This is a genomic window from Alphaproteobacteria bacterium SS10 (assembly GCA_019192455.1).
Classification (GTDB): domain Bacteria; phylum Pseudomonadota; class Alphaproteobacteria; order TMED2; family TMED2; genus TMED2.
The window spans coordinates 174,388-201,205 of sequence record JAHCML010000007.1; the positions used below are offsets into that span (position 1 = coordinate 174,388).

General features: G+C 59.5%; 23 protein-coding genes. 13 read left to right on the forward strand and 10 right to left on the reverse strand.

The genetic code is table 11. The annotated features are described in order from the left end of the window. Positions 1 to 2 precede the first annotated feature (2 nt). From KI792_13005 to KI792_13030, 6 genes are all read right to left on the reverse strand, one after another. The gene (locus tag KI792_13005; GenBank protein MBV6633937.1) at positions 3 to 1,364 is read right to left on the reverse strand and encodes an HlyD family type I secretion periplasmic adaptor subunit; all 1,362 of its coding nucleotides are present in this window, start codon (positions 1,362 to 1,364) and stop codon (positions 3 to 5) included. Next, on the reverse strand, positions 1,364 to 3,625 hold the full coding sequence (locus KI792_13010; GenBank protein MBV6633938.1) for a type I secretion system permease/ATPase: 2,262 nt from the start codon (positions 3,623 to 3,625) through the stop codon (positions 1,364 to 1,366). The genes KI792_13005 and KI792_13010 overlap by 1 nt, the downstream gene beginning before the upstream one ends. Before the next feature lie 113 nt (positions 3,626 to 3,738). After that, positions 3,739 to 5,829, reverse strand: coding sequence for a TolC family outer membrane protein (locus KI792_13015; GenBank protein ID MBV6633939.1), 2,091 nt, complete (start codon positions 5,827 to 5,829; stop codon positions 3,739 to 3,741). Positions 5,830 to 6,104: 275 nt separating this feature from the next. Further along, positions 6,105 to 7,163 (reverse strand): oleate hydratase, encoded by a 1,059-nt coding sequence (locus KI792_13020; protein ID MBV6633940.1) that lies wholly within the window; start codon positions 7,161 to 7,163, stop codon positions 6,105 to 6,107. 61 nt (positions 7,164 to 7,224) lie between these two features. Then, complete coding sequence (locus KI792_13025) at positions 7,225 to 7,839, reverse strand: DUF882 domain-containing protein (protein ID MBV6633941.1); 615 nt, start codon at positions 7,837 to 7,839, stop codon at positions 7,225 to 7,227. Positions 7,840 to 7,997: 158 nt separating this feature from the next. Further along, positions 7,998 to 8,528 (reverse strand): flavin reductase family protein, encoded by a 531-nt coding sequence (locus KI792_13030; protein MBV6633942.1) that lies wholly within the window; start codon positions 8,526 to 8,528, stop codon positions 7,998 to 8,000. A 303-nt stretch (positions 8,529 to 8,831) separates the two neighbouring features. On the opposite strand from KI792_13030, the gene KI792_13035 reads away from it, so the two are divergent. The 9 genes from KI792_13035 (at position 8,832) to KI792_13075 (ending at position 17,106) form a co-directional block, all read left to right on the forward strand. Then, positions 8,832 to 9,413 (forward strand): sigma-70 family RNA polymerase sigma factor, encoded by a 582-nt coding sequence (locus KI792_13035; GenBank protein ID MBV6633943.1) that lies wholly within the window; start codon positions 8,832 to 8,834, stop codon positions 9,411 to 9,413. Positions 9,414 to 9,458: 45 nt separating this feature from the next. Continuing rightward, on the forward strand, positions 9,459 to 9,851 hold the full coding sequence (locus KI792_13040) for a hypothetical protein (GenBank protein ID MBV6633944.1): 393 nt from the start codon (positions 9,459 to 9,461) through the stop codon (positions 9,849 to 9,851). Beyond that, positions 9,848 to 10,360 carry a periplasmic heavy metal sensor gene (locus tag KI792_13045; protein ID MBV6633945.1) on the forward strand — a complete coding sequence of 171 codons (513 nt, stop codon included), beginning with the start codon at positions 9,848 to 9,850 and terminating at the stop codon, positions 10,358 to 10,360. The genes KI792_13040 and KI792_13045 overlap by 4 nt, the downstream gene beginning before the upstream one ends. Positions 10,361 to 10,400: 40 nt before the next feature. After that, positions 10,401 to 11,795: a DUF1800 domain-containing protein gene (locus tag KI792_13050; GenBank protein MBV6633946.1), complete on the forward strand. Its 1,395-nt coding sequence runs from the start codon at positions 10,401 to 10,403 to the stop codon at positions 11,793 to 11,795. Positions 11,796 to 11,805: 10 nt separating this feature from the next. Continuing rightward, complete coding sequence (locus tag KI792_13055) at positions 11,806 to 13,098, forward strand: DUF1501 domain-containing protein (protein ID MBV6633947.1); 1,293 nt, start codon at positions 11,806 to 11,808, stop codon at positions 13,096 to 13,098. Between the two features lie 305 nt (positions 13,099 to 13,403). Next, the gene (locus KI792_13060; protein MBV6633948.1) at positions 13,404 to 13,970 is read left to right on the forward strand and encodes a MarR family transcriptional regulator; all 567 of its coding nucleotides are present in this window, start codon (positions 13,404 to 13,406) and stop codon (positions 13,968 to 13,970) included. A 131-nt stretch (positions 13,971 to 14,101) separates the two neighbouring features. Then, entirely contained in the window at positions 14,102 to 15,346 is a 1,245-nt protein-coding gene (locus KI792_13065) for an ABC transporter substrate-binding protein (protein MBV6633949.1), read from the forward strand. 49 nt (positions 15,347 to 15,395) lie between these two features. Next, positions 15,396 to 16,352: a D-2-hydroxyacid dehydrogenase gene (locus KI792_13070; GenBank protein MBV6633950.1), complete on the forward strand. Its 957-nt coding sequence runs from the start codon at positions 15,396 to 15,398 to the stop codon at positions 16,350 to 16,352. A gap of 46 nt (positions 16,353 to 16,398) precedes the next feature. Further along, positions 16,399 to 17,106, forward strand: a complete 708-nt coding sequence (locus tag KI792_13075) for an SOS response-associated peptidase (protein MBV6633951.1) — start codon at positions 16,399 to 16,401, stop codon at positions 17,104 to 17,106. On the opposite strand, the gene KI792_13080 is transcribed toward KI792_13075, so the two are convergent. Genes KI792_13080 through KI792_13095 form a run of 4 tightly spaced genes read right to left on the reverse strand, consistent with a single transcriptional unit; the run spans position 17,107 to position 21,902 of the window. Beyond that, positions 17,107 to 18,537: a glycosyltransferase family 1 protein gene (locus KI792_13080; protein MBV6633952.1), complete on the reverse strand. Its 1,431-nt coding sequence runs from the start codon at positions 18,535 to 18,537 to the stop codon at positions 17,107 to 17,109. It lies immediately after the preceding gene. A gap of 2 nt (positions 18,538 to 18,539) precedes the next feature. Then, the gene (locus KI792_13085) at positions 18,540 to 19,277 is read right to left on the reverse strand and encodes an ABC transporter ATP-binding protein (GenBank protein MBV6633953.1); all 738 of its coding nucleotides are present in this window, start codon (positions 19,275 to 19,277) and stop codon (positions 18,540 to 18,542) included. Then, the gene (locus KI792_13090) at positions 19,274 to 20,041 is read right to left on the reverse strand and encodes an ABC transporter ATP-binding protein (GenBank protein MBV6633954.1); all 768 of its coding nucleotides are present in this window, start codon (positions 20,039 to 20,041) and stop codon (positions 19,274 to 19,276) included. The genes KI792_13085 and KI792_13090 overlap by 4 nt, the downstream gene beginning before the upstream one ends. Further along, positions 20,034 to 21,902, reverse strand: a complete 1,869-nt coding sequence (locus KI792_13095) for an ABC transporter permease (protein MBV6633955.1) — start codon at positions 21,900 to 21,902, stop codon at positions 20,034 to 20,036. The genes KI792_13090 and KI792_13095 overlap by 8 nt, the downstream gene beginning before the upstream one ends. A 166-nt stretch (positions 21,903 to 22,068) precedes the next feature. Between KI792_13095 and KI792_13100 the strand changes: the two genes are divergently transcribed. From KI792_13100 to KI792_13115, 4 genes are all read left to right on the forward strand, one after another. Beyond that, complete coding sequence (locus KI792_13100; GenBank protein ID MBV6633956.1) at positions 22,069 to 24,402, forward strand: mechanosensitive ion channel family protein; 2,334 nt, start codon at positions 22,069 to 22,071, stop codon at positions 24,400 to 24,402. Positions 24,403 to 24,509: 107 nt separating this feature from the next. Next, a complete protein-coding gene (locus KI792_13105; protein ID MBV6633957.1) occupies positions 24,510 to 24,875 on the forward strand; it encodes a hypothetical protein in 366 nt (121 codons plus the stop codon). 38 nt (positions 24,876 to 24,913) lie between these two features. Then, entirely contained in the window at positions 24,914 to 25,342 is a 429-nt protein-coding gene (locus KI792_13110; protein ID MBV6633958.1) for an META domain-containing protein, read from the forward strand. A gap of 253 nt (positions 25,343 to 25,595) precedes the next feature. Further along, complete coding sequence (locus KI792_13115) at positions 25,596 to 26,666, forward strand: hypothetical protein (GenBank protein ID MBV6633959.1); 1,071 nt, start codon at positions 25,596 to 25,598, stop codon at positions 26,664 to 26,666. The last annotated feature ends 152 nt before the right edge of the window (positions 26,667 to 26,818 follow it).

Genomic DNA, 26,818 nt, shown 5'->3' on the forward strand with positions numbered 1-26,818 from the left:
CCTTACGCCTCGGTCAGGGCCCGCTCTTTGATGCGGGTCAGGGGTTTCAGCAGATAATCAAGGATGGTGCGCTTACCGGTCAGGATCTCAACCTCGGCCACCATGCCTGGTCGGATCGGCAGTTGCTCACCAGCGGTGCGGCCATCCAGATAATTGCGATCGGTACGAACCTCGATCTCGTAATACCGTTCATTGTCATCACCAAGCACGGTATCGGCGCCAATCCGCTCCAGCCGGGCGGGGAGGGAGCCATAGATGGTGAAGTCATAGGCGGTGATCTTCACCCGCACATCCTGGCCGGGGTGCAGGAACGCAATATCGGCGGGCCGGATGCGCGCCGCGATCTTCAGGTCATCTTCCTGTGGCACAATCTCGATAAAGTCGGTGGCAGAGCGGAGCACCGCGCCCTCTGTCTTAACCGCAACCGATTTGATCTCACCGGCAACCGGCGCGCGCAGCTCAGTCCGGCGGACCCGGTCATCTGCGGAGACCTGACGTTCAATCATGGCCGCCCGCTCAACCTGCCGTGCATTGAGGTTTTCCTGCGCCGTCGCCCGGAATGAGGATTCTAGCTCTGCCTGTCGGTTGCGGTTACCGCTCAGGCTGGCCTCAAGCCCCTGGATGGCCTCTCGCGCCTGGCGTAGTTCACCGGCGGTTTCTGTTAGTTTCTGACGAAGGCGAATTTCCTCAACCGCCGCCACAACACCATCGGCCACCAATTCCGCCGTGATATTGAGCTCCTGCCGGACGAGACCGGTATTGGTGCTGAGCTGGCCGATCTTGGCCTGCATCTCACTGATGTTGAAGTTGGTCTGCTGTTCTTCATCTTTAAGCACAGCGAGGGCTTTGCCCAGCTGGGCTTGGCGTTCATCGAACAGCGCCCGTTCGGCGGCCACAAACTCCGGCCGGTTGGCGCTTAGTTCATCCGGGAATGATAGTTCCAAACCCGTTGCTTCTGCCGTCAACCGCGCGATGGCGGTATCGAGGCCAGCGATTTCAGCCTCACTCCCGCGTTGCTCAGCAGAGAAGGCAACATCATCGATTCTTGCCAGAACCTGGCCTGCCTGGACGAGGTCACCTTCCTGAACCAGCAGTTGTGCCAGAAGACCACCTTCAAGGCTTTGCACCACCTGAACTTCGCTGGACGGGATGACCTGGCCACTACCACGGGTAACCTCATCAACCTCGGTCGTACCGGCCCAAATCACCACCCAAACAAAGAAGGCAAAGATCGCCAGCAGTAGCAGGTTGACGGCCACAGCGGGCTTGGTCTCAGCCAGGGCGCGGTCGATGATATGCGGCAGGTCGCGACCGCTCTCAATGGCCGGTTGCTTGGCTTCTAGATCGCTGGGTTTGGCGTCCATTAGGCACCTCCCTCAGCTTGGCCAGGTACCTTAACCTTACCGCTGCTAAGGGCCGTTAGTACCTCTTGCTTAGGGCCGCTAATGGCGATCTGGCCATGGTCCACGACGATCAGGTGGTCCACCAATGCCAGCATGCTCTGCCGGTGGGTGATCAGGACCAGGGTGCGGTCTTTCAAGTAAGGCTCAAGCCGTTTGCAAAGGGCGGTCTCACCCTGCTGATCCATGGCATTGGTTGCCTCATCAAGGATCAGGGTGTTGGCCTGGCCCAGTAGGGCACGGGCAATCGCAACCGCTTGTCGCTGACCACCGGAGAGGCCCTGGCCACGCTCGCCTAAGGGCATATCATAGCCTTGCGGATGCCGGGCGGCGAACTCGTGCACGCCGGCAATGGTCGCGGCCTCCAGGATCTGCTCATCCGTGGCATCGGGGCGGCTGGCGGCGATGTTATCCCGCAAGCTACCGCGCATCAGGAACACATCCTGTGGAACCAGAGCGATGTTGCGGCGAAGGTCAGCGGGGTCGAGCTGCGCGATATCCGTCTGATCAATGCGGATCAGGCCAGAACGCGGTGGTGACAGACCGGCAATTAGGCGGGCCAGCGTACTCTTACCGGAGCCGACACGCCCAATAACACCAACCTTCTGTCCGGCCTCAATCGATATGCTGATCTGGTTTAGGGCGGGCCGCTCAGCACCCGGATAGTGATAGGTGACGTCCTCAAACGCGATGTGACCATCCAGCTTGTCACGATGCAGGAAGCGGCGATCCGCCGGGCGCTCAACCGGCTCTTCCATCAGGCCGTTTAGGCCGATCAAGGCATGCCGGGCTTGTTGGAACCGGGTGGCGAGCTGGGCAACCTGGCCGAGCGGCGCAATCGACCGGGTGCCAAGGATGACACAGGCGATCAGGCCACCAACGGTGAGCGTACCATCGGCCACCAGATACATGCCGGATAGGATGACAAAAACCGATGCCACCTGCTGCATGAACATGGCCGTGTGCAGGCCCTGCATCGCCCAGAGGCGGGATCGTTGACCAAACCAGGTGCTGGTCGCCAGCAGGTCCGCATAACGGGCCCGCAAACGCCGATCTGCGCCGGTGCTGCGGATCGTCTCAATGCCATTGATGGTCTCAACCATCAGGCCGTGACGGGTGTCGTCCGCCACCTGTGCCCGCTCAATCAACCGGCGTAGTGGCCATTGAATGGCCAGACCTACAAGCGCGATGACAAAGACGCAGAGCGCCAGACCAAAGGCGATGGGCCCACCAATCAGGTAGATGACGCCAAGGAACAGGAAGACAAAGGGCAGGTCGACCATGGCGGCGAGCGTGGCGGAGGTGAAGAACTCACGCACGCTCTCAAACTCACGCAGCATGTTGGCGAGCGCCCCAGAGGCACGCCCTTGCAGCCGGTCGAGTTGAATATCCAGCATCTGGTCAAACAGGCGGCCCGCGAGCTTCAAATCTGCCCGGCGTCCGGCGACATCAATGAAGTACCCGCGCAGGCCTCGCAGTAAGAAATCGAAGCCGAATACGACCAGTGCGCCAAGGCCCAAAGCCCAGCCGGTTTCTAACGCTGCGTTGGGCAGCACCCGGTCATAGACATTCATAATGAAGAGCGGCGTTGCCAGACCAAACAGATTGATCATTAGCGAGGCGAGTGCCACCTGGGCATAGATCCAGCGGTTCTGGCTAACGGGTCCCCAGAACCAATGATCAGCCATGGTCTTTGTGACGTCTGGCCGGGCAGAGGCCGTGCCCATCGCCTCCCATTCCATCACGGGCTGTACGATCAGTGGCGGATGTTTGAGCTTAAGACTGTCGAGCTTGCTACGGCCCATCCGCGTCCGGCTCTCATCATTACCTGAGGTGCCGATGCGCTTAATCTCTGCGGTGTCCTCATCCCAGGACAGCAGTACGAGGACACCTTTCTCTGTGTGGATGAGGGCGGGTAGCTCGGCCGCGGTCAACTGGCCCGGGCGCTTGCCGCTCAGCCTGGCATCGAAGCCGGCACGTTCAGCGGCGCGAATGACTAGATCAATATCGGGTTTGCCCTCGGCATCAGCCGGGCGCCAGGGCAGGCCAGCGGTCAAGCTTGCCAGGCTGCGCGGTTTACCGGCCCAGCGCGTCACATAGGCAAGGGCGTCCAGCAATGGGGCCGTTTCACCATCGGAATTGCGCACAGCATCAGTGGTAGCCCCACCCGCTTTCGCGGCGGTGCGATCATTTGACGGCAAATCAACGGTTTTGGCCTCGCTCATGACGGCCATGGTAGTGGGTTTGTGCGCGCAATGAAACGTTGGGCTGCGCTTTGAGAGCCCAACAGCTTCAATGATTTAGCAAGCGTGACCTGTTGGCCCGGCCCGGCTGACGCTTACTCGGCGTCAACCTCAACCAGGGTGCTGTCGATATCCAGCACATGGCGCAGGCGCCCCATGGCGGTGAACAGACGGTAATTCGCGCGGATTAGGTCGCTTTGGCCGTTGTTCAGAGAGACGCGAGCGAGGAAGCGCTCATTCTCACTATCGAGCAGGTCGAGAAGAGTCCGGCGACCAGCTTCAAACTGGCGTTGATAGGCATCAACGACCGCATTGGCTGACTCAACTCGCTCAGCGAGCTGCTCAATCTGCTTCTGGGTGATGGTGACTTCAGCATAGCTGGAGCGCACCTCTTCCTCGATCAGGCGGAACCGCTCTTCCGTCTCTTGGTCAGCGGCGTCCTTCTCACGCATCAGGCGCTTGCGCGCAGCGTACTCGGCACCACCGGTTGGAAAATCCCAAACCATGCGCACCAGGGCGCGGGTCTCTTCCTCACCGCCACCCAGGCCATCAACATCAGAGCCACGGTTGTAGCTGATGTCAGCGTCAAAACGTGGGTAGAGGTCACCCTCGGCTGCCTCGACCTCATGGGACAGGCTGTGGGCGTTGAACCGGCTAGCGGTAATGAAGGGGTTCTCTTCGGTTGCGATCGCAACTGCCTCACCAATGGTGGTGGGGATTGGCTCAGCGGGTGGGTTTAGTGGGCCCAACTCACCAGGCATGGAACCAACAGCTTCCTTAAAGTCAGCGCTAGCAATCGCCAGCTGCTCTTCAAAGCCAAGCAGGACCTCACGGGCAAGGGCCAGGCGGCTCTCAGTTTGTGAGACATCGCCGCTATCACCAGCGCCCGCCTCAGCCCGGCGTTGAATGTCGGACAGGGTTTGGACGTGGAAATCGACGTTATCGCGGGCAAAGCTGGCATTGCGGCGTGATTGCTGAACCAGTAGGTACGCTTCAATCGCGCGCAGACCAATCTGCTCTTGGCTGTCGGACTCGACAAACTGGGACTGGCTCAAACGCTGGCGCGCGGCTTCAACCAGATTTGGGGTCGCGAAGAAATCAAACAGCAGCTGGCGCAGGCGAACCGTACCCTCATTGGCAAAGCCGGTGACATCTGGGTCACCGCCTGGGCCACGGGTTGGGCGTGCGCGGGTTGTGCGGTTGTCGGTGTTGCGATAGCCGCTGGACGCCTCAAGTGAGACGGTTGGGAAGAAGTCAGAGCGCTGCTCACGCAAGGCCTCGCGGGTAGCCAGGATCGATGCCCGGTCACCAAGCACACGCGGGTGGTTTTCAATGGCTAGGTGAATGATCGCCTTCACATCACCATTGGCTTCACCGGCAACGACGGTTGCGGCTTCTGCCACCTGAACAAAGTCACGGGATAGGCCACTGGCGGTTGCCAGGACGCTTTCGGAGTCGCTGCTAGCCACTTCAACAGCCTCAACCGGTGCCGTGTCGGCTTCCATGGTCTCAATGGCGTCCGCGGTCTCAACTGTCTCTACATCAATGGTCAGGCCGGTCGTCTTGGCTTCCACTGGTGCTTCTGGCTTCGCAGAAGGCACGGGCACTGGGGACAGGATGATGATTTCGGTTCGAACCGGAACGTCACCGGAGAAGATCTCCGTTGCGCCTTCGGTTTCTGCAGCGTCGGCGGTTTCAACCGCTTCATCAGAAATCTCAGCAACTTCAGCGGGCGTTTCGGTTGCTGCAACGTCGGTTTCAGCCGCAACCGGCTCAACGGCTTCCGCGAGCGGGGCGGTCAGGGTTGCCGGGACAACCTCTTCGGTCTGCTCAGCGGTTGTCTCGGCAGTGTCACCGGCAAGCTCGGCCAACTGGTCGGCGAGCCATTCTTTGGAATCTGTGATCTGGGTATCGGTTAGCGCGGCAGCCATGGCCTCGGCTTTGGCATAGGCCTCGGCCAGTTGGTCATCGCTATCGGCGCTGACTGCCTCTGCCTGCTGTTCACCAAGCCATTCGGGGGCCTGTTCGGCACCGACGGGCGCGATACTGTCGAGGCGGCCAATGACCGGACCATCAGCGGTGGCGTCTTCTGCGGTTGCGGTTTGCGGCTCAGCGGCGATGAGGCCGATGGCGAGCGCGACGGTTGCTGCCCCAGACAGCAGGAAATGCTTAAACGGTGTGGTCATCCTAAACACCAACCCCAGGCGCCTGGCGGGCGCGTTGAATTACTTATGGTTGCTCTGGACTAGCTAAGGATCAAATGGCCTGTAAAGCGCTGTCCCGGCCCTGCCCGACCGGTAGCCCCCTTGAAGGCGGCTATGTACCGCAAAAAACAAGCGCTTTGCAAACCTGCCACAGGGTTGAGGTATTAGGGTAAACCTACCCCAGAATGCAGTGAGTCGCCGAAATTAGGCCAAAACCGCAGAAAACTGCGCCCGATTCGTTGGAGGTCCAAGGGTGCTTAAGCCTGTGGATTTATCGCTTCCGCGGCACCAACACCGCTCAAAAACGCGCTTTCTGCCCGATTGCCGAGGCACCAATCCCCGGCCAGGGTCAGGCCCAGCGAGGCGTCGTGAACGCATGGTTTGCCGTAGGCATCAGGCGCGAAGGCATAGCGCCAACGATGCGCGGTTTTATGCACGATGGGTGGTAGGTCGGTTTTCAAAGTCTCTGCAACCAAGCCCAACATCTGCTCGATCACGGTGTCATTGCCCTCTTCTAGATGCGTAGCAGACCAGTCGGGGGCTGCATGCACCACATAGCCATGCCAGGCAGCACCGGCGTCAGAGCTGGCGCTCTTGCCGATCCAGGCCAGAGGATGATCCTTAAATTGCCGCGCTTCCGCGTCTAACGGCAGCGCCTGTTCAAAGGCAATCATCAGGGACCAGCAGGGCACCATCGGCGTGGAGGCCGCGGTGATCATTCGCTCAAGCCGATTGGCATCCTCGATATCGGCGGCGGTTAATAGGTCTTTTGCTTGGGGCGCTGGGATGGCCATCAAGAGGTGGTCGTAGGGCCCGTGCTGATCACCCAGCTGATCTTCCAGCAGCCAGCCATGCAGCGCTTTGGAAATCTTGGTGATCTGGGTCTGGCGGTACCGCTCAACGGTCAGCCGTTGTTGTTTTGCCTGTTTATCGACGGCGGCCATCATGACCCGGCCAAGGGCACTCATCCCGGGTGTGCCAACGAAGCGCGGGCGCTGTGCGTCGACTGATACCGGCGGACCGTCTGCGATTGGCGCGGTCCATTCTTCCGCCTGCCCGGCGGCGATTGCGTCCCGCAGAATGCCCTGAAGCCTTGGGTCGGATGCCCGGACATATTGGGCGCCATGGTTGAAGGATCGATCATTAGGTAGGCGCCGGGTGGCCAGCCGACCACCCAACCCGCGTGACTTATCAAAGATGGTCAGCTGCGGCGCTGGTTTGCCATTGGCAATCAGGTGCCACGCGGCGGCCAGGCCGGCGAGGCCGGCGCCGATAATGGCGATCGATGGCGCATCGGATGGGAACGCATCGGACATAGTTCAGTAATTCGCTGGGTTTCGGTAAGTGGGTGGTCAACTTACAGGCTCGGCAGGGGCCTTACCACTTACGCACCTTACCGACATCAAAATGCACATGGGTCGAGTATCGACCCACCCCACCGATATGGAGGTCGTTGAGGTAGTTACAAATGCTCCTCGGGCTCCGCTCGGGGATTTGGAAATCCACCGCCTTGCCGCTGATATGGAGGCTATTGCTCGCCACACCGGGGATCCGCTCGGCCAGGCGCTCATTCGTGCTGCGGGTTCGATAGCCGCTGGTGATTAGCAGTGGGCGGTCCGCGCCAAAGCGTTGCTGCACGACGTAGAGCACATCGAACAGCTTGCGGTTCATCTGATGGTAGCGCTGCACATGATGGTCGCGCAGATGCCAGTCGAGACGCCGTAAAGCATTGCGGTCGTAAAAACCGTTGCGCACATGGGCCAGACGCAAATGCTCGTCAGTATTTTTGTTGTAGAGCCAAAGGCCACGGGTGCGTGGCAGGCGAATGGCACGGGTGGCGGCCGCCGCGTCACGTAAGGGCACGCTTGCCATGGCCAGCGCCAAACCTGATAGGCCAGCCAGCAGGTGCCGCCGATCCAACTTGGGATCGGTCGTCTGCTCAGATGCCGCAAAGGCCTCTGCCAGATTGTTGGGTGCCGCTTGCTCGCCCATGTGCCCGAATGGCTAACGCATTCTCAGTTAAAACAGATGAACTGAAGCTGGCAGCGGCGGGCGCTTGGCTCAACAAAACCCGGTAACCGGTCATTCTTTAGACAGGTAGCGTGTTGCCCCCGTCACGCCTGTATTAAGCGGGGCATCAAAAGTGCGGATTAGCTGATCGTGTCGCCTAGCTGGCGGTAGGCGCCATCATGATAAATCAGCGGCTGCCGTGTTGGGTCGGCGAGGGCGGCCGTCACGTCTGCGATCACCACTGTGTGGGTTCCGTGATCTGTGGTTGATGCAATGCGGGCAACCACATGACCCAGCGCATCAGCGAGATAGGGCACGCCGTCGGGGTCGGTTTGCCAATCCCCGTGGCGGAACCGATCACCAGGTTCTGGCTCGGTCGCGAAGGCGTTGCTAATCGCCGATTGATCATCACCCAGAATGTTGATGCTTAACAGCGTGCCAACCTCAATATGCGGGCTGATCTTGGCGTCCCGGTTGATGCAGGCAACCAGGCTCGGTGGCTCCATCGATAGGGAGGTGACGGAAGAGGCGGTCAACCCATAGCGCTCGCCACTCTCAGGGTCCGCCATTGCGATTACCGTAACCGTCTGCCCGCAGCTACGCATGGCCAGGCGAAAGGCGTTGGCGGTTTGGTTCAGCTGGGGCGCTATGGCGGCGGCGGGATCGGGCATCGCTTGAAAGTCTCAAAAATCACGCGTTCATCGGTTGATGGCCATGACATAGGGCGATTCAGGGTCAGCGACAAATTCTTCTGACGCCTTGACCGTTTCAGAAGTTTTTTCAAAACCAGCGCAGGTTCTTCGCCAACTGGACCGTGTTGAACAGTAATCTAGGCAAAGACTAACAGCGGGCGTTGGCAAAGGTTGCGGAATGAGCGGGTCTTGGATGGTGCGGTCGGGGGCTGCTTGATGGCAGGAACGGCGGCACTGAACACAGCAGATGACCGGGGTGAGGAGGCCTCGGATCATGAGCTGATGGCAGCCATTGCCCGTGGCGACCGCAACGCCTTTGGCGTGTTGGTGGCCCGGCATTTGGGGCGTGCCATGGTCATTGCCCGCGGTTTTGATGGGTTAGAGGCGGATGCCGAGGATGTGGTCCAAGAGGCATTCACCAAGGTTTGGACGAGTGCCGCGGATTGGCAGCCACCGGCGGAAGGGTCCGTTGAGGACCGAAAACAGGCCGGGCGGGCGCGGTTCACCACCTGGTTCCACCGGGTTCTGGTCAATCGATGCATTGACCGGCAGCGTCAGGTGAAGCGCGGTGGCCGTGGTCGGCATGCGGCGTTGGATAGTATTGCCGAGCCTGCGGATGACCGACCCAGTGTCACTGATCGGCTTGAGGCTGATGATCGTGACCGGCTGGTTCGGGACGCGATTGCGACACTGCCAGAGCGGCAGCGGATTGCCCTGACCCTCTGTGCGTTTGAGGGACACAGCAATGCCGAGGCCGGTGAGATTATGGGGCTGGGCGTTAAGGCGGTGGAAGCGCTGCTGGTAAGGGCCCGGCGGCAATTACGAGAGGTTCTGGATCCCAACCTGCTGACAATGGCGGGCTAGGGCAATCCGATGGGGATGATGGTTTAAGATGTGGGAAGCAGAGTGATGACAAAAGACAACGCTTCAGATCAGGCGCTTGATCAACTGATCAGGCAAGCCATGGCCCAAGAGGCTAGAGACCTAGGCACTGCTGACTTGGCGAGCCGGATTGCCCTAGACGCGGCGGCTGGGCCACAACAAGTGCCTGCCAACACCCGTCAGGTGGCACGACAGGGATCATTTGGCTGGTTGCCACGCCCGAACTGGTTGATTTGGCCATCGGCAGCGGCCCTGGCGGCCAGTGCCGCGATTGGGTTCTTCGCCGGTGCCGGCACCCTGCCATTTGCAGACTACCTGCCTTTCCAAGACCCGCTGGCCACCATTGATCAGCAGTTTGCCAGCCTCACCGGCAGCGTCGATAGCGGCTTTGGCGGTATCGGGACGGAGGATCAATCATGAGTGATAGCGCAGAGAAACCCGATATGGATGATGCTCCCCTGCCGGGCGCGGATGGGCAAGACAGTCAGCCAAAGAAGCAGCGGCGTTGGCCGTTATGGACACTGGTTGGTGCCTTGCTTTTCTCGCTCAGTATCAACCTCGCTTTAGGTGGCTTCATCGCTGGCCGCTTGAGTGGCGGCGGTGGTGGTGGCGGTGTAGAGGGCAATCTGCGCCGTGTTGCCATGACCATGGAGCATCAGGATCGCAAGATCCTGCGTCAGGCCTTCATGGGGCAGGCCCGGGAGTTTCGGCAGCTGCGGCAGAGCCGTCGCATGGTGATGCGAGAAGTTCGTCAGGCCTTGGAAGCGGAGCCGTTTGACCGGCAAGCGCTAGAAACTGCGATGGCCAAGGTGCAGACCCATATCGTGCGAGGCAGTGACCTGTTCCAAGGTGCGATTGTGGACGCGGCGACCAACCTGTCACCCGATGCGCGCGGAAAACTCGCAGGGTTACGGCTGCCATCACCGTGAGAGTTGGTGTGACTGATCCCAACCAACATCTGAGGTGCCCATGACCAGCATTCAGGCAAGTATTGCGGCCTCCCGCTTTGGCCTTGGTGTGCGGCCCGGCGAATTGGATGGGATCGCCCGTGACCATCGCGGCTGGATCTTGAGCCAGATACAGCAGCCTGCTGCTGTGCCTAGGCAGATCGCGGCGATGCCTAGCTCGGCCCAACTTGGCAATACGGTGGTTGAGATGCTGACCCGCGGCCGTCGGATGCGGGGCATGTCAGAAGATGTTCGCCGAACCAACCGGCAGCAGATGACCCGCAACGCGCTGCAGATGTATCGGAATGAGGCGATTGCCCGGACTCAATCGGCGATCCAGACCACTACGCCGGTTTATGAACGGCTGGTCCATTTTTGGTCCAACCACTTCACCGTCTCCGCCAGTAAGAATGAGGCGCGGCCATTTCTAGGTGGCTTTGAGCGTGAGGTTATCCGTCCTAATGTGCTGGGTAAGTTTGGCGACATGCTGCTTGCCTCCACTCGCCATGTGGCAATGCTCCTCTACCTCGATCAGGCACAATCGATTGGTCCTAACTCTATTGCCGGGCGGTTTGGTGATCGGGGCCTGAATGAGAATTTGGCCCGCGAGATTTTAGAGCTGCATACCCTGGGTGTGGATGGTGGCTATGGCCAAGACGATGTGTTGGCCCTGTCCAAGATGCTCACCGGCTGGACGGTTGGTGGTATCCGTGCCGTGCTGCCTGAACGTGCACAATCACGCCTCCCGGAAGCCAATGGCGGTGACTTCATCTTTGCCGAGTTGTTTCACGAGCCGGGGGCAAAGACCCTATTGGGCAAGAGCTTCCCTGAAGCAGGAGAGGGGGAGGCGAGAGCCGCCCTCGCCATGCTGGCCACCCATCCCTCAACGGCGCGGTTCATTGCGACCAAGCTGGCCCGGCATTTCATCGCGGATGATCCACCGCAGCGTGCCATCGACCAGCTGGCGGCTGTCTTCCTTAATACTGGCGGCGACTTGCGCGCGGTGACCATGGCCCTGGTTGACCTGCCAGAGGTGTGGGCCGACCCCCTGCCAAAGGTTCGTAGCCCAAACGACTTTGTAATCGCCCTGGCCCGGGCCGCGAATGTGCCCGTGCCCGATCAGGATCTACTGAAAGGCATGCGGGATTTTGGCCAGCCGGTTTGGTCGGCCCCGTCGCCCGCCGGATGGCCGGATACGGCGCAGGCCTGGTTGGCACCAGAGTCCCTGATGCGCCGGGTTGATGCGGCCCGCAGTGTCGCGCAGGCGATCCCAAACTCAATTGAGCCAATGGCGTTCCTAGAGGACACGATAGGCCCGGTGGCCAATGCCGATACGGCGATCTGGACGGCACGGGCCCCAGACCGGGTTGAGGCGATTGGTTTGGTCCTGGCCTCACCAGAGTTTCAACGGCGCTAAGGAGGGGATGATGTCTAACGATGATCTAAACCAAACTGGTGCCCATGAATGTGCCGATTGCCGGAGGGCTGCTGCTGCCGCTGCCCAGCCGATCAGTGTCTCACGCCGCGGCGTGTTGGCTGGTGGTGCCGGGTTAGCCCTCGCGGCGCTTGGCATGCCTGGCCTCTCCCTTGCTGCCCTGCCCACCGATCACCGGCTGATCTTTGTGCTGCTGCGTGGTGGTATGGATGGCCTTGCGGCGGTTCCGGCCTATGCCGACCCGGCCTATAAGGCCGCGCGCGGTCAGCTGGCGATTGATGACCCGAACGGTGAGCAAGGGGCGCTGGACCTTAATGGCTTCTTTGGCCTGCACCCCTCGCTTAAGAACCTGCATGGCATGTATCGCGACGGCGATCTGGCTGTCTTCCACGCCGTTGCTACCCCGTACCGCGAGCGGTCGCATTTCGATGCGCAGAAGCTGCTGGAAGTTGGCGGCAATCAGCTAGGCCAGGTGCGCGATGGCTGGATGAACCGAATGCTGGGCCTCTATGGCGCGGCCGGTGGCAATCTTGGGATCGCGTTCAACCAAACTATTCCACTGATCTTAAGTGGTGAGGTCCCGGTTGCCTCCTGGGCGCCAGGGGGTGGTGAGGCGCCACCTGAATTCCTGGAGCGGTTGAGCCATGTTTATGCCAGTGATCCACTCTTCTCCCGCCTGCTAAACCAGGCTGTCGCCGCTGATGCCCTTGCCGATCAGGCGGGTGCCGAAATGGCCGGGCGTGGCATGACCGGGCGTGGTCCGCGTCAGGTGCTGCAACGGACCTTGGCCACAGCGGTTGAGATGCTGAAGGCAGAGAATGGCCATCGCATGGCGGTGGTTGAGGTTGGTGGCTGGGACACCCATGCCAATCAAGGTGCCGCCGCTGGCGGTTTGGCAAATCAACTTGGTCAGCTTGATGAAGGTCTTGGCACCTTAAACCGGGAGCTGCAGCCGATCTGGAATAAGACCGCCATCGTGGTGATGACCGAGTTTGGGCGCACGGTGGCGATTAACGGCACGCGCGGGACCGACCACGGAACCGGTGGCGTTGCCTTCCTCGCCGGTGGGGCGGTCAATGGTGGCCATGTCCTGACCAACTGGCCTGGTCTCGATCAGTCCCAGCTTTATGAGGGGCGGGACCTGATGCCGACCTTAGATAGCCGCAGCATATTGAAAAGCGTCATGACGCAGCATTTGGGCCTCCCAGCGGGCGATATTGATCGTTTTGTTCTGCCCAATAGCGGTGCCGCCACCCAGATCAGGCAGCTGTTCGCCACTGCCTAAAGCGTCCGCCGCGCAATGATTTGCCATCACCCGCGTATGGGTTGCGCTGGTTTGTCCGACAAATTGAGGGGCAATACCGCCCGTTTTGCGACCGGGGCGCAATGGCTGGGGATAGGTCCGGATTATGCCGCAACGCGTCATAGGATTGACTGGACTTTCATGCCAATCGGACGCTGACTAACAATATCAAGCGCTGATCCATAAGCTGGTGTGCATCAACTACCGCTAGCAAGCTCAGCGTGAGCACCGACACCGCCTAAAAAGGTCAATAAAGGCCATAAAGAAAAAGGCGGGAAGGGGAGGATATGAACGGTTGGAAAACCGAAGACGGCTCGTCTTTGGCCGGTATGGCTAGTGGCGACACGGTCGAACGGTCGGCAGACACATCGGCAAGCCATCAGATGGGCGCTACCCATGACTCATCCGGCGCATCGCCGATGAGCGATGCTGATCTGTTGGGCGAGTTCAGCCTGGATGATGAGGTTGGTTTCCTGGTTCGCCGGGTGCATCAACGCGTTACCGCCCTGTTTCAGGAGCGGATGCGTGATCATGATTTGACGCCCACGCAGTTTTCCTCGCTCTGCAAAATGGCAGAAACCGGGGAGGTATCGCAGAACCAGCTGGGTCGCTTGGTCAATCTAGACCCGGCAACCAATCAGGGTGTGGTTCGACGTTTGCAGAAACGTGGCCTCATCCAACGTCGTGACGACCCGAACGATCGCCGCCGTTCCTTGCTAACGCTGACCGATACCGGCCGCGAGGTTTTGACCGCCTGCTTGCCCGCAGCCTCCCGCATTACCCCATCCGTGCTAAAGCCGCTCAATAGTGAAGAGCGGGTGCTGCTGATGGATATGTTGCGGCGCCTCGGCTAGCGAAAACCGAAAATGTGATGCTGACTTGCGGCCAAGCTGATCGCTTGGGGGTACCCTCATGCCTTGCCCCCTGCTATGACCGTCGCCACGTTCCGGTGTAGCCCACCAAACCCGCATGAGGAGCCCGCGCCATGGTCGCCGCGCCCACCCGTTTTTCTTTTGCTATCACCCGTCGTCAGGTTCTTGGCGCACTCGTTGGTCTTGCCGCTGCCATCACCATGGCGCCCGCCCCCGTTCAAGCCGCTGAGCCGGTGATCATTGGTGAGCTGAACAGCTATACCCGCTTGCCTGCCTTTACCGAGCCCTACCGCAAGGGTTGGCAGTTGGCGTTGGATGAGATCAATGAGGCAGGTGGAGTTCTAGGCGGTCGCCCCCTCGAGGTCATAAGTCGCGATGACGGCGGTACCCCCGCCGATGCCCAGCGTGTTGCTGGTGAGCTTGTGAAAGCCCAGGGTGCAGTGATGATTGCAGGCACCTTCTTCAGCCATGTTGGCCTCGCCGTTGCGGACTATGCCGCGCGTAATGAGGTGCCATTCCTCGCCGCCGAACCACTGACCGATGCCATCGTCTGGGAAAAGGGCAACGCCTATACCTTCCGGCTGCGCCCCAGCACTTATATGCAGGCGCAAATGCTGGCTGAGGAAGCCGCCAAGCTGCCGGCCAAGCGTTGGGTCACCGTCGCGCCAAACTACGAGTATGGCCGCTCCGCCGTTGAGAACTTCAAGGCCGCCCTGAAAGAGCGCCGCCCCGATGTTGAGTTCGTGGGTGAGCAATGGCCCGCCCTCGGCAAGATTGAGGCTGGTGTCACCGTTCAGGCCCTGCTGCGCCATCAACCCGATGCCGTCTACAACGTCACCTTTGGCGCCGACCTTGCGAAGTTCGTGCGTGAGGGCACGTTGCGTGGCCTGTTTGATGACCGCGATGTGGTCAGCCTGCTGACCGGTGAGCCTGAGTATCTGCTGCCACTGGCCGATGAGGCGCCAGAGGGCTGGATCGTCACCGGCTACCCGTTCGATCAGATCGAAACTGACGCCCACACCGCCTTTGCCACCGCTTATGAGGCGAAGTTTGATGAAGCGCCCAAGCTTGGCTCAATCGTCGGTTATGCGACCATGAAGTCGATTGCGGGCGCCCTGGATCGGGCAGGCTCAACCGAGGCTGACGCGATTGCGACCGCATTCCAGGATCTTCAAGTGGACACGCCTTTCGGCCCGATCAGCTATCGCAGCGCTGATCATCAGTCGACCCTGGGTGCCTATGTTGGGCGTACCGGTATGGTTGATGGTGAGCCACGGATGGTTGATTGGCGTTATGCACCGGGTGCCGAGTACCTGCCCGGTGGTGACGAGGCCGCAGCACGCCGTCCGGCGAACTAATCCAACCGCTAAGCAACCACCAGGCGTCCGCTAACTTAGAAGAGCCCATATGACCCGTCCTATTCTCGTCGCCCATACCGATCCATCTGAGGTGTCATCGGTGTTGAGCGAGCGCTTCCCCGATCAAGCGTTTGAGTATGTGACCCATGGGTCGATGGTGGCGGATGCCCTGGCGGCCCATGAGCCAGAGGTGATCTTCGCCGTTGCGGGCCCATCCTTCAGGCGCGATGTGCATGAGGTGATGCTGAACCACCCATCGGTTAAGTGGCTCCAGGTTGGTGGCTCGGGCTATGACCATTTGCCGTTTGAGTGGGATCGGGAGCGGGTTGCGGTGACCCATTGTGCCGGGGTTCTCTCGCAATATCTGGCGGAGACGGTCACCGGTGCCATGCTGGCGCTCAACGGTCATTTCCTACGCTATCGGGCCTTGCAATCTATTGCGGAATGGCGGCCGATCCCGTTTAGGCCCATCGCGGGGCAGACGCTTCTGGTGGTCGGTTTTGGTGCGATTGGCCAACGTCTTGCCCATAACGCCCGCGCCCTTGGCATGAACGTCATTGCCACCCGTAATACACCGGCAGAGCATCCGCTGGCTGATGAGGTGCATGGCCCGGATCGTGAGACCTTGTTAAGCCTGCTGCCAAAAGCCGATGTGGTCAGCCTGCACCTCCGCCTTAACCACGATACCAAGCGTAGTTTTGATGCCGAATGCTTCGCCGCGATGAAGCAGGGCGCGATGTTTATCAATACCGCCCGTGGTCGCGTGGTCGACAGCGATGCCCTCTTGGCCGCGCTAAACGATGGCAAGCTGATGGGGGCTTATCTCGATGTATTTGAGAAAGAGCCACTGCCGCCGGAGCATCCGCTTTGGCAGGCGCCCAACACGCTGATCACCCCCCATACCGCCGACAATGTGCTGAAGTTCCCGGCCTATTATGCTGAGTTCTTCGCCGATAATCTGGCGCGGTTTAAGGCCGGTTCAGAGCTAAAGAACCGGATCAAGTAACCAGCCCATGTGCGGTCGCTTCACCCTCCGAAAAGATGCCGATAAATTGGCTGCAGATGTGTCCGGCATCTTAGAAGATGTGGTAATCGCGCCTGATCTTTTGTCCCTTTCAGGACGCTACAACATTCGCCCATCGGAACCGGCCTTACTGATCCGCGCCAACGGTAGTGCTCGGCAAGCTGGTTATGCCCACTGGGGCTTTCGCCCGCCTTGGATGACCGACGCCTATATGCGCGAGGCAAAGCGGGGGCCGTTTATCAATGCCCGTTCGGAAACCCTGTTTGAGGCCCGGGCCTTTTCGGATGCTGGTCGTCAGGAGCGTTGTCTGATCCTCGCAGATGGTTTCTATGAACCGAAGGGGGAGAAGGGCACAAAGCGTGAGCAGCACTATTTCGATGCTGGCGGCCTAGTTGCCTTTGCCGGGATTGAAACCGCGTTTCCAGAACCGACGCCAGATCATCGCACCGCTAATTTTGCCATCCTGACCTGTATGCCCAACGCCCAGGTTGAGCCTGTACATGGCCGGATGCCGGTAATCCTGCCCCAGGCAAGCTGGGCGGACTGGCTTTCGCCTAACACGAGTGCTGATGCGCTGAACGCCATGATGCAACCATGGTCGGGTGCACCGCTTGATACCTGGCAGGTGTCGACGTTGATCAACCAACGCGATGCCGAGGGGCCAGGCTGTATCGCGCCTTATAAACCGCCACCGGCCGCTGAGGCGCCAGCATCAGCGCAAGGGTCCCTGTTCTAACTAGCCCTGGACAAACAGGCCGGGACAGCTGGCCTCGTCATGCCGATAGCCCTGGGTGACCAAGGCCGCCTTAGCTTGCCCGATTGCGGCTTGATCGCCCTCGCGTTTCCAATCGGTCAGCAGAACCGTTTTGGGCAGAGAGCCATCAAGCCCCTCACCGTTGATATGTTTCGAACCGGTAATCAAGGTGTCCGCATCATTGGCGCTGTTGGGGCTGGCCTGACCGACCTGATCGGCAACCCCGGCCTCGGTGAAGAGCGATGGTGCAGCATCCCCTAGCCAGTCAATCTGAAGTCGGTGTAAATCAACCAAATCGCAGACCAAGCGCGGGTCTGCCTCCGCCGTTGCGACGGCCTTCAAGACTGGTGTTGTGCGGTGCCATTCTTGGAAGAGTTCATATTGCTCAACCCGGATCAGCAGGTCGTCAAAGCCATCGCTCTCAAGCGCGGTTGAACGCTTTTCAAGACGGCCATCATAGCCATCTGGAACAATATGGTTGTCGATCAACTCCATGAATTGCTGTTGCTTAACAGCGGGGCTGTGCTTTGCCTTGGCAAGATCCTGTGCTTGCTGGCTGATGCGGATCGCTTCTTCCGGGTTTGATAGGTAATGCCGAATGCGCTCGATCAATTCGTCAACGCTATTGTAAGTGACGATTGTCTTACCCTCTTCGAACAGCATTGACTGTCCCGACTGGGGCGATAGGCGATCGGCGATGGCGCATCCACCGGATAGCGGTATTTCAAAACTCCTGAGGTTTAGATCCCCATTAAGGCTTGGGTTCAGGGTGACAATCGATCGCCCATAGATGTCGGCTGCTCGCTCCTGTGGGACGATGCCGGTGATGATCTCAATGCCAGCCCTCTGAACTGCTTCAATTGCCGCGGTGCGGACCGGGTGTATCGACCCCGCCTGTCCGGCGAAGGTCACAGGAAAATGCTTCTCATCGTAGAGCGGGATTTGCCAGTCCCTGACCAGAAGGCCCGGCATCCAATGGGCATTGGTGGCGCCAGCCTCAATGAAGTAGTGCAGGTGATGCCGCTTGTGATCTGAGATCAGCAGATCAAACTTATTCTCATTGGCGTATCGCAACATGGTGCGGAGGGGGGTCTGCTGGTGCTGCGTGTCGCCAATAATCAGGACTTTTGGAATGTCCAGATGGTCAAAGCCAACTGGAAGATTGATGCCTGATGCATCCCCTTTAACGATGATTAAGTCGGGCTGCTGATCCTTGGGCAGCTTGGCTAACACCTCCCCCAGATCATAGCTTCCGGCCGGGGTGTTCAGCATCATGACACGCCCATCTGGATGCCAGTTGTCAGCCGTGTTTGGTCCAATCACCACCTGCCGTGCACTGTATTGCGGCGCGGGCATGTATTGCGGGGCGTTTTGGTAAGCAAAGACAATGTTGCGTTGATCGGATGCTGCCATCTCTAGCCCTCTTGCCTGGATTGGGCGCCTAGTAGGCGATCCTGAAGTGCCGTGTCGGCATTGAACACATCCATATCGTCATCGAAGGCTATCACGCCCTGATCCAAGATAATGACACGGTTGGCGATGTCCTTGGCAAAGCGCCAATTCTGTTCGGCCATCAGGATAGTTAAGCCACTTGATGCCATGCTCTTTAGAGAGTTAGAGAGGCTGTTGACGACCAGCGGCGCTAGCCCCTCTGACGCCTCATCGAGCAATAGCAGTTTTGGCTGGCCTGCCAGTGTGCGGGCAATGCTCAACATCTGTTGCTCACCGCCTGAGAGTGCGCCAGCACGCCGTGCCATAAGTGGCGTCAACGGTGGAAAAAGCTCAAGCAATGCCTGGATTGACCAGCGAGGTCCCTGGCCATCTCTACGGCCTGCCTCTAGGTTCTCGGCAACTGTTAGGCTCGCAAAAATTCGTCGTGTCTCTGGCACATATCCAAGACCCAGCCGTGCGGTGTCCACAACATCGCTTTGCTGGTTCGGGCCAGATATAGTTTCATTATTAAATGTAATGGTGCCGCCGACATCGGTCAGTAAGCCCATAATCCCCTTCAGCAACGTGCTCTTGCCGGCGCCATTCCGACCGCCGAGTAAGGTTACCGTGCCAGTCTCGAGGGCCAAATCAATGTCCGATAGAATTGGTGTATCGCTGTATCCCACCGATACCTTCGACAGGTTCAGAAGCTGATTGCTCAAAGTGCCAACTCCTCACCTAGATAAACCGCGCGTACCAGGTCGTCATTTGCGACTTGGTCCGGTTTGCCATCGGCAATCAAGCTGCCTTGGTCCAGAACCAAAATCCGTGTCGCCTGATCAAATACAACATCCATATCGTGTTCGGTGAACAGTAGGGCCCTATTGCCCCCCCCCTCTTTAAGCAGAGCATCCGTCGCTGTTGCGACCAGGTTGGTTTCACCATCCCGACCCACACCGGCCATTGGTTCATCAAGCAGCAGTAAGCGAGGCTCGCTTGCCAAGGCAATGGCAAGCTCAAGCCGCTTTGTCTCGCCATAGGCAAGGGCGCTGACCATTGTCCCGTCGGGCTTATTGAGGTCAACCCGGTCTAAGATATCGCGTGCTTTGCCATAGGTAGGTGCGGGTAGCCCGGCAAATGGGTTCCAGGTTGCCTGCCCATCATATTCGGCGATGGCTAGCGCGACGTTTGTGATCACATCTAACTGACCAAACGCACTCGCGATTTGGAACGTGCGCGCCATGCCAGCCTTGCATCGCGCCTGGGCACTGGCGGCACTAATGTCCTGGGCGTTCAGCTGCGCTGTTCCGCCATCTGGCCGAAGCAGGCCACTTATCAGGTTGATAAGGGTGGTCTTACCAGCGCCGTTCGGCCCGATGAGGGCAACCCGCTCCCCAGGGTTGATTGCAAAACTGACCTCATTAACGGCCAGCACACCGCCGAATGATTTCGTCAGGTTTCTGACTGCCAAGACGGGATCAGGCATGGCCGCTGCCCCCCCTTAACTTCTGCCTTAGGCCGGTTAAGGCGGCGGCGACACCACCAGGTGCCGCAACACAGGTCAGGATGATCAGCGCCCCTAAGATGAAGCGCCAGAAATCGATGATTTGGAAGCCGACCTTAATGCCAAAGAATAGGGCGGCCCCAATGATTGGTCCGGTCACCGTGCCGATACCGCCCAATAGCAGCATGGCCAGTGCATCGACCGAAAGCGGAATGCCGAGATCATTGGGAAACACGGACCCTTTCAAAAGGGCGTGCAGTGCACCCGCCAGCCCGGCAAAGGCGCCGGCGATGGCAAAGATCAAGACATGACGCGGCCAGGCCTTTAGCCCACTCATCGCTGCCCGCTGCGGGGCGTCTGCGATGGCGCGAAGGCTCAAGCCTAAACCGCTTCGATCCACCCGTCGGATCAGCAATAGGCCGACAAGGCTAATGGCCGCCATGAACCAATATGTGCCGGCCGGGTGTCGGAGAGCATCTGGCAGCCATAGGCCCAGAATGCCGTTGTCGCCACCCGTCACCTCTAGCCATTGGGTGGCAAGGGACCAGAGGATCTGTGCCGCTGCCAGGGTCAGCATGGCGAGGTAAACCCCCTGTCGTCGGGTGGCGATAGCGCCGATGATCATGCCCATGGCGGCGCTGCTGACCACTGCCAACAAGAGGCCGGACCACCAGGCATGGACGGCACCGCCCGTCCAAACGCTGATAAAGGCGAGTGTGTAGGCGCCGGTGCCAAACAGTGCGGCATGGCCGAAGGAGACGAGGCCACCGGTTCCCATGATCAGGTACAGGCTGCTGGCGAACAGGGCGAGTACCCAAAATTCAGCGATTACGGATACTAGGTAATCTGAGGCGTAGAGCGGTGCAGCCAGCAGTAAGAGAGCTAGGACACCAAGCAGCGGTTTTGGGATTGGGTCTACCTGCCAGCCGATGCCGCGATGGTGGGCGGTAGCGCCATGGTCCAATGGCCGTCCCAACAAGCCATTGGGCCTGACGGCAAGCACCACCGCCATGATCAGGAAAATCAGGACCAGCGTGGCCTCAGGGATAAAGAGCAGGCCATAAGCCTGCACCAATCCAACCAGTAAGGCCGCGAGAAATGCCCCGGTGATGGAGCCCATGCCACCGATCACCACCACAACAAAAACCTCGGCGATGATCGCCAAATCCATCTCAAGATTGGCGGTACCGCGCGGCAGTTGAAGGGCGCCGCCTAGGCCGGCCAATGCCGCGCCGAGGAAGAAAACCAGGGTGAAGAGCAGTTTCTGATCGGTGCCGAGGGCAGCCAACATCTCGCGATCATCGGTGGCGGCCCGCACCAAAACCCCGAACCGTGTTCGATGGAAAAGTAACCAGAGGGCACCTAGCACCAGCGGCGCCAGGACGATCAAAAAGATGTCATAGGTCGGCAAGCGGCCCCCCAACATCCGAATGCTGCCATCCAACAGCGGGGCACGCGGGCCTAAAACCTCCTCCGGTCCCCAGGTAAGGCGGGTCACGTCCTGCAACATGAGGACGAGGGCAAAGCTGGCAAGGAGCGGCAGCAGCTCATCACCACGATAAAGGCGGCGTAGGACCGCAACTTCAAAGATGACACCAATTGCACCGACGGCGATGGCGGCAATCGGTAGGGCCAACCAGAACCCCAAGCCGGGCCCCAGAGGTGAGGCCATGAGCCACTGCATCAAGCTTACGCCGATATAGGCACCCAGCATGAAGAATGAGCCATGGGCGAAGTTAACGACCCGAGCGACGCCGAAGATGATCGTCAGCCCGGCCGCCACCAAAAACAGTGAGGCAGCGCTGGCTAAACCGGTCAGGCCCTGTAGGAGGTAGAAATCCATCGATCGCTTGGCTGGGTGTCGGGAACGTTATCTGGGGCGTCATTCACGCGCCACAACCATAGGGCGCGCGGCTGGGAGTCGGGCAGCAAAGGTTACAAGTCAACCAACAATCGTCATGATGGGGTTGGAATAAGGGCCGTAAAGGCCGCCAAGGGTGACATTTTTGATGTTCAAGCGCCTGCCAATCGCACTCCTCGCCATGGCCATGATGATGGCCATGATCGCACTCGTGACCCCCAACCAAACCTATGCCCAGGATCCGGTGACGGCGGCCATTATCGGCGCCGCTGCGGGTGGTGGCGAGAGTGCGCCCGAAGAACCGACCACAACCGAGGAAGCCCGCGATACCGTCGCGCGGTTGAGCGATCAGGAGGTGCGGGAACGCCTGCTGGCGGAGTTGGATGCCAAGCTGGGTGCTGAAGATAGCAAAGGCCAAACCTGGCAGGAGTTGGTTACCTCAGCCACGGAAACCACGGTTCTCCTCACTGACCATTTTGTTCATGTCTGGAATGACACCACCAACATCTTCACTGATGTTGGCGGCACCTTGGCTGCCTATGGCGCCCATACTGATATCTCACTGGTCGAGTTCTGGAGTGTGATCATCTTCAGCCTGGCCATTGGCCTCGGGATCGAGGCAGCGGTCCGCAAGTTACGGCCGGAACGGCGACCACACCAAATGCTGCCGCAGGAAGAACGCCTGGCTGCCACGATGCGGATTGCCGGGCATCGTTTGTTCTTGATGACCCTGTCGCTCGGCATCGCAAGCGGCATCGGCACGCTCTATTTCGGCATCTACACCTTCGAATGGCGTGGGTTCCTGTTGGTCATGGCGGGGGCCATGATCATCAGGGTAAGCCGGTGGAGCTCACAATTCTTCCAACTGCCCGACGTGCCTGAGGCAAGACTGACCCCGGTTAGCACCTATTGGGCGCGCTTCATGGTGCAGCAGACGACGGTGATTGCCGCCATCGGTGCCGCTGGTTTCGTCACCTACAACTTCCGGGTTGGCGTCGGCATGATTGAGGCGGCGCTGACCATCAGCTTCTGGATCATCGCGGCCATGTTCGCCGCCATCATCTACTCAATCTGGCGGGGGCGTCATGCCTTCACCGATATGATCATGGCGGGCAGTCCGCACCCCACGCCAACCTGGACAAAGCTGGCGAAGGTTTGGCCCTGGATTGCGATGATCCTGGCGGTCGGCGAGTTCCTGTTCATTCATTATTACAGTGCTACTGGCCGGGCGAGTGACATCTCAATCGGTGGGATCTTCCTGACGCTGATGATCTTGCTGTTCCTGCCGCCCATGCTGAATGCGGTGGTGCCGCTGGTGGCCAAGCTGCTGCCGGTGGATGACATTGAAGACGACACGGTTAAGGCAAAGCGCCTGGCCACCCGCCCACCGGTTGAGCGGATCGGCCGGATTGTGATGCTGTTTGTCCTGTTCACTGTGGTGGCTGCCCTTTGGAATGTGGATCTGGTTTCCCTGCTCAGCCTGCGGATCGGCAGTGCCACGGTCGACATCCTGATTGAGCTATTCTGGATTGGTGTTGGCACCTTCCTGATTTGGCAGCTGTTCGATATCTGGCTGAACCGCATGCAGGCCGCGGATGAGGGGCTCGGCGGTGCTGAGGAAGTGGAACTGGGTGAAATGGGCGGCCAGGGCGGTACGCGCCTTGCCACGAACCTGCCGCTATTCCGTAAGACGGGTCATACCCTGATCGCCGTGACCGCGATCCTGGTGGCGTTGAGCGAGCTGGGCGTCAATATCGCGCCGTTCATCGCCGGTTTCGGGATCATCGGTTTGGCACTCGGTTTCGGTGCCCAGACCCTGGTGCGGGATGTGGTCTCCGGCCTGTTCTTCCTGATCGATGATGCGTTCCGGATCGGTGAGTATGTGGATATTGGCGGCACTGTCGGGACGGTTGAGAAGATCTCTGCCCGTTCCCTCCGCCTTCGCCATCACCGGGGCCCGCTGCATACTGTGCCCTATGGTGAGATTGCCAAGCTGACCAACTACTCCCGCGATTGGGTGATTGTGAAGCTGAAGTTCCGGGTGCCCTTCGACACTGAGATCAACAAGGTGAAGAAGATCTTCAAACAGATTGGCCGCGACCTGCTTGAGCATGAAGAGTTGGGTAAGGATTTCATCCAGCCATTTAAGAGCCAGGGCGTCTTCGATGTGGATGACAGCGCCATCATCGTGCGCGGCAAATTCATGTCCAAGCCGGGCAAGCAGTTCCTGATCAAGCGCGAGGTCTATGTTCGCGTACAGAAGGCATTTGAGGAGAACGGGATCGAGTTTGCCCGCCGCTCTGTCATTGTGCAGGTGGCCGGTGAAGATGCTGAGATGCCGAGCGATGAGGTAAAGCAAAAGGCCGCCATCGCCGCCGCTGAGCAGGCGATGGAGGAAGAGCAGCAGGCTGCCGATGATGCGGCCAATGATGATTTCGCCATGGCCGGTGACGGCCCCGCCGATGGACCGGATAGTCGCTAATGGCCTGCCGTACCATCGCTCACAAAGTGCTCACTCGCTTGGGAATTGCCGTGCGTGACCGGCACACCAAATCCGCTGATAGCACCACCGCTGTCAGGAGCTTTGTCATGCGTAGTCACCTCACCACCTCATCCACCGCGATGGCCATGGCAGCCGCCACCATGCTGCTGGCCGCCCCGATTGAGGCGCGGGCCGATATCAGCCTGAATATCGGCAGCGGCGACCACTATGTGGATGTGCCCTTCGATTATAAGACCGTGGCGGTGAACTACGCCGTCGGTGAGCTGGGTATCAATCAGCAGCGCATTCAGTCGGTCCAGATCGTCACCATTCGACAGGGCCGGTTCCATGACCAGGTCACCCGCATTCAAGCGGTGATCAAGCTGCGCGGGAATTTGGGCGGGCCGGAGGAACACCTGGTTGTGGTGATGCGTCGGTCCGGATCGGTTGTCACCCATTTCACCCAGGGGTAGGCTGTTCCGGCACCACTAATTCAACTGGCTTTCCAAAGATGCGCGCACTTCTATTCCTTGCCCTGATTACAGTCATTGCCGCGTTCGGCAACGCCGCCCCCGCTGTCGCGCAGGAGGGTAACCTGCCTAATCTGCTGGGTGAGACGTGGGTGCGTAGCTTTGACCTCGCCCCGGCCAATCTGGCTGTGCCGGATGGGTTGACCCAAACCATCGCCTTTAACCCCGATGGCACCATGGGTGGGAATACCGGCTGCAATGGCTTTGGTGGCACGGTGGCGCTTGAGAAGGGGCTGTTTAAACCAGGCCCAACGCGGATGAGCCGCCGCGCCTGCCTGAACACCGTTATGGCAGCAGAGCAGGATTACATGACCCGCATCGGTGCCGCCCGACAGTGGTGGGTTCGGCAGAATGAACTGCATCTGGCCGATGGTCAGGGGCGCCCCTTACTTCGTTTCCACCGACAGTAGGTCAGGCCCGGCCCAACCCAACGTTGGCGTGTAGCAAACCGACCCATCCTGCGACGTTTGCGGCGCTTTCTCTTCACATTTTCCTTTTCTGTTTGGTCCTGTCGGCACAGGGCTGTATGCGCTGTGGCGAGATTAAGGCAGGGGGTAAACCTGCGTGGGCGTGGCCGGGGGGCGACGCCATTTTTCAAGACCACCAGTTTAACCAGGGCACCGGCCAGGCCGGGCAGCCCATAGAAGCGCTGAGGCAATCATCATGAGCTCCATCGACAACACGCTGCCCACCTCCGGCAATGACACGCTTTACGGCGGTGCTGGCAACGACCTGCTTTTCGGCCTGGATGGCGCCGATAGCCTGTTTGGCGGTGCTGGTGGCAACGATGACATCTACGGTAATGCCGGTGATGACACTCTAAACGCATCCGGCTCAAACAGCGGTGACCTATTCGGTGGCAGCGGCAACGACAGCCTGATCGGCGGGACCAGCAATGACGACCTGGATGGCGGCGCCGGCAATGACGTCATCTATGGTGAAGAGCTGTCCAGCACGATCGGTGGCGGTGACTTCATCGAGGGTGAGGCTGGCTTTGACCTTATCTATGGCGGTGAGGGTGATGACACCATTGGCGGTGATGATGATGACGACACCATCTATGGCGGTAATGGCAATGACAACCTCGATGGTGACGCTGGCAGCGACCTGATTTATGGCGGCGATGACCTGCTCAACGGTGGTGCCGGGAATGACCGCCTCTATGGCGGCGAGGGCAATGACACACTCGCTGCTGAGGCTGGCTTTGACACCGTTTATGGTGGTGAGGGCGACGACCTGATCCTATCCGGTGCCGATAGCGATCTGATCTATGGTGGCATTGGCGACGATACCTTCCAGGGCAGCCTGGCCGAGTTGAGCGGCGATACCTATCACCGGGTTGATGACGGCGATGTTTTCATCGTCGATGGCCAAAGCACGGTTTCCGTGAACACGCTGTTTAACACCAGCACTGACTTCACGGCCGTTACGATCTCTGGTGGCGGCTCCGATGCTACCTTTAACGTGCTTGGCAACGTCTCGGTCACGGGCGGTGCAGCCACCGGTAACTCAGTCAGCTTCACCAATGTTCTAGACACTGATGGAGCGCAGCTTTTCGGTACCGCTGGTAACGACACGGTTTCGTTCTTTGGTGGTGGAGCGTTTTATGGTGGGCAGGGTGATGATTTGTTTGGTCCCTCAACCGCTAGCGGCACGATTTTCGGTGAAGAAGGCAGTGACACTCTTCAGGGAAGTAGTGGCGGCGATGTCATTGTTCCCCGTCAGCAACCATGAGACATATCGGCGAAATTGCCTAAGGAGGATTTCTGGCACATCGTAGCCCGCCAAGGGAGCGAAGATGAGACAGAAATCCGGGCCGCAGGAGTCGGCCGAAAAGCATGTAAAAGACATTCGCCGGAAAACCCGGCGCAAATTCTCAGCCGAGG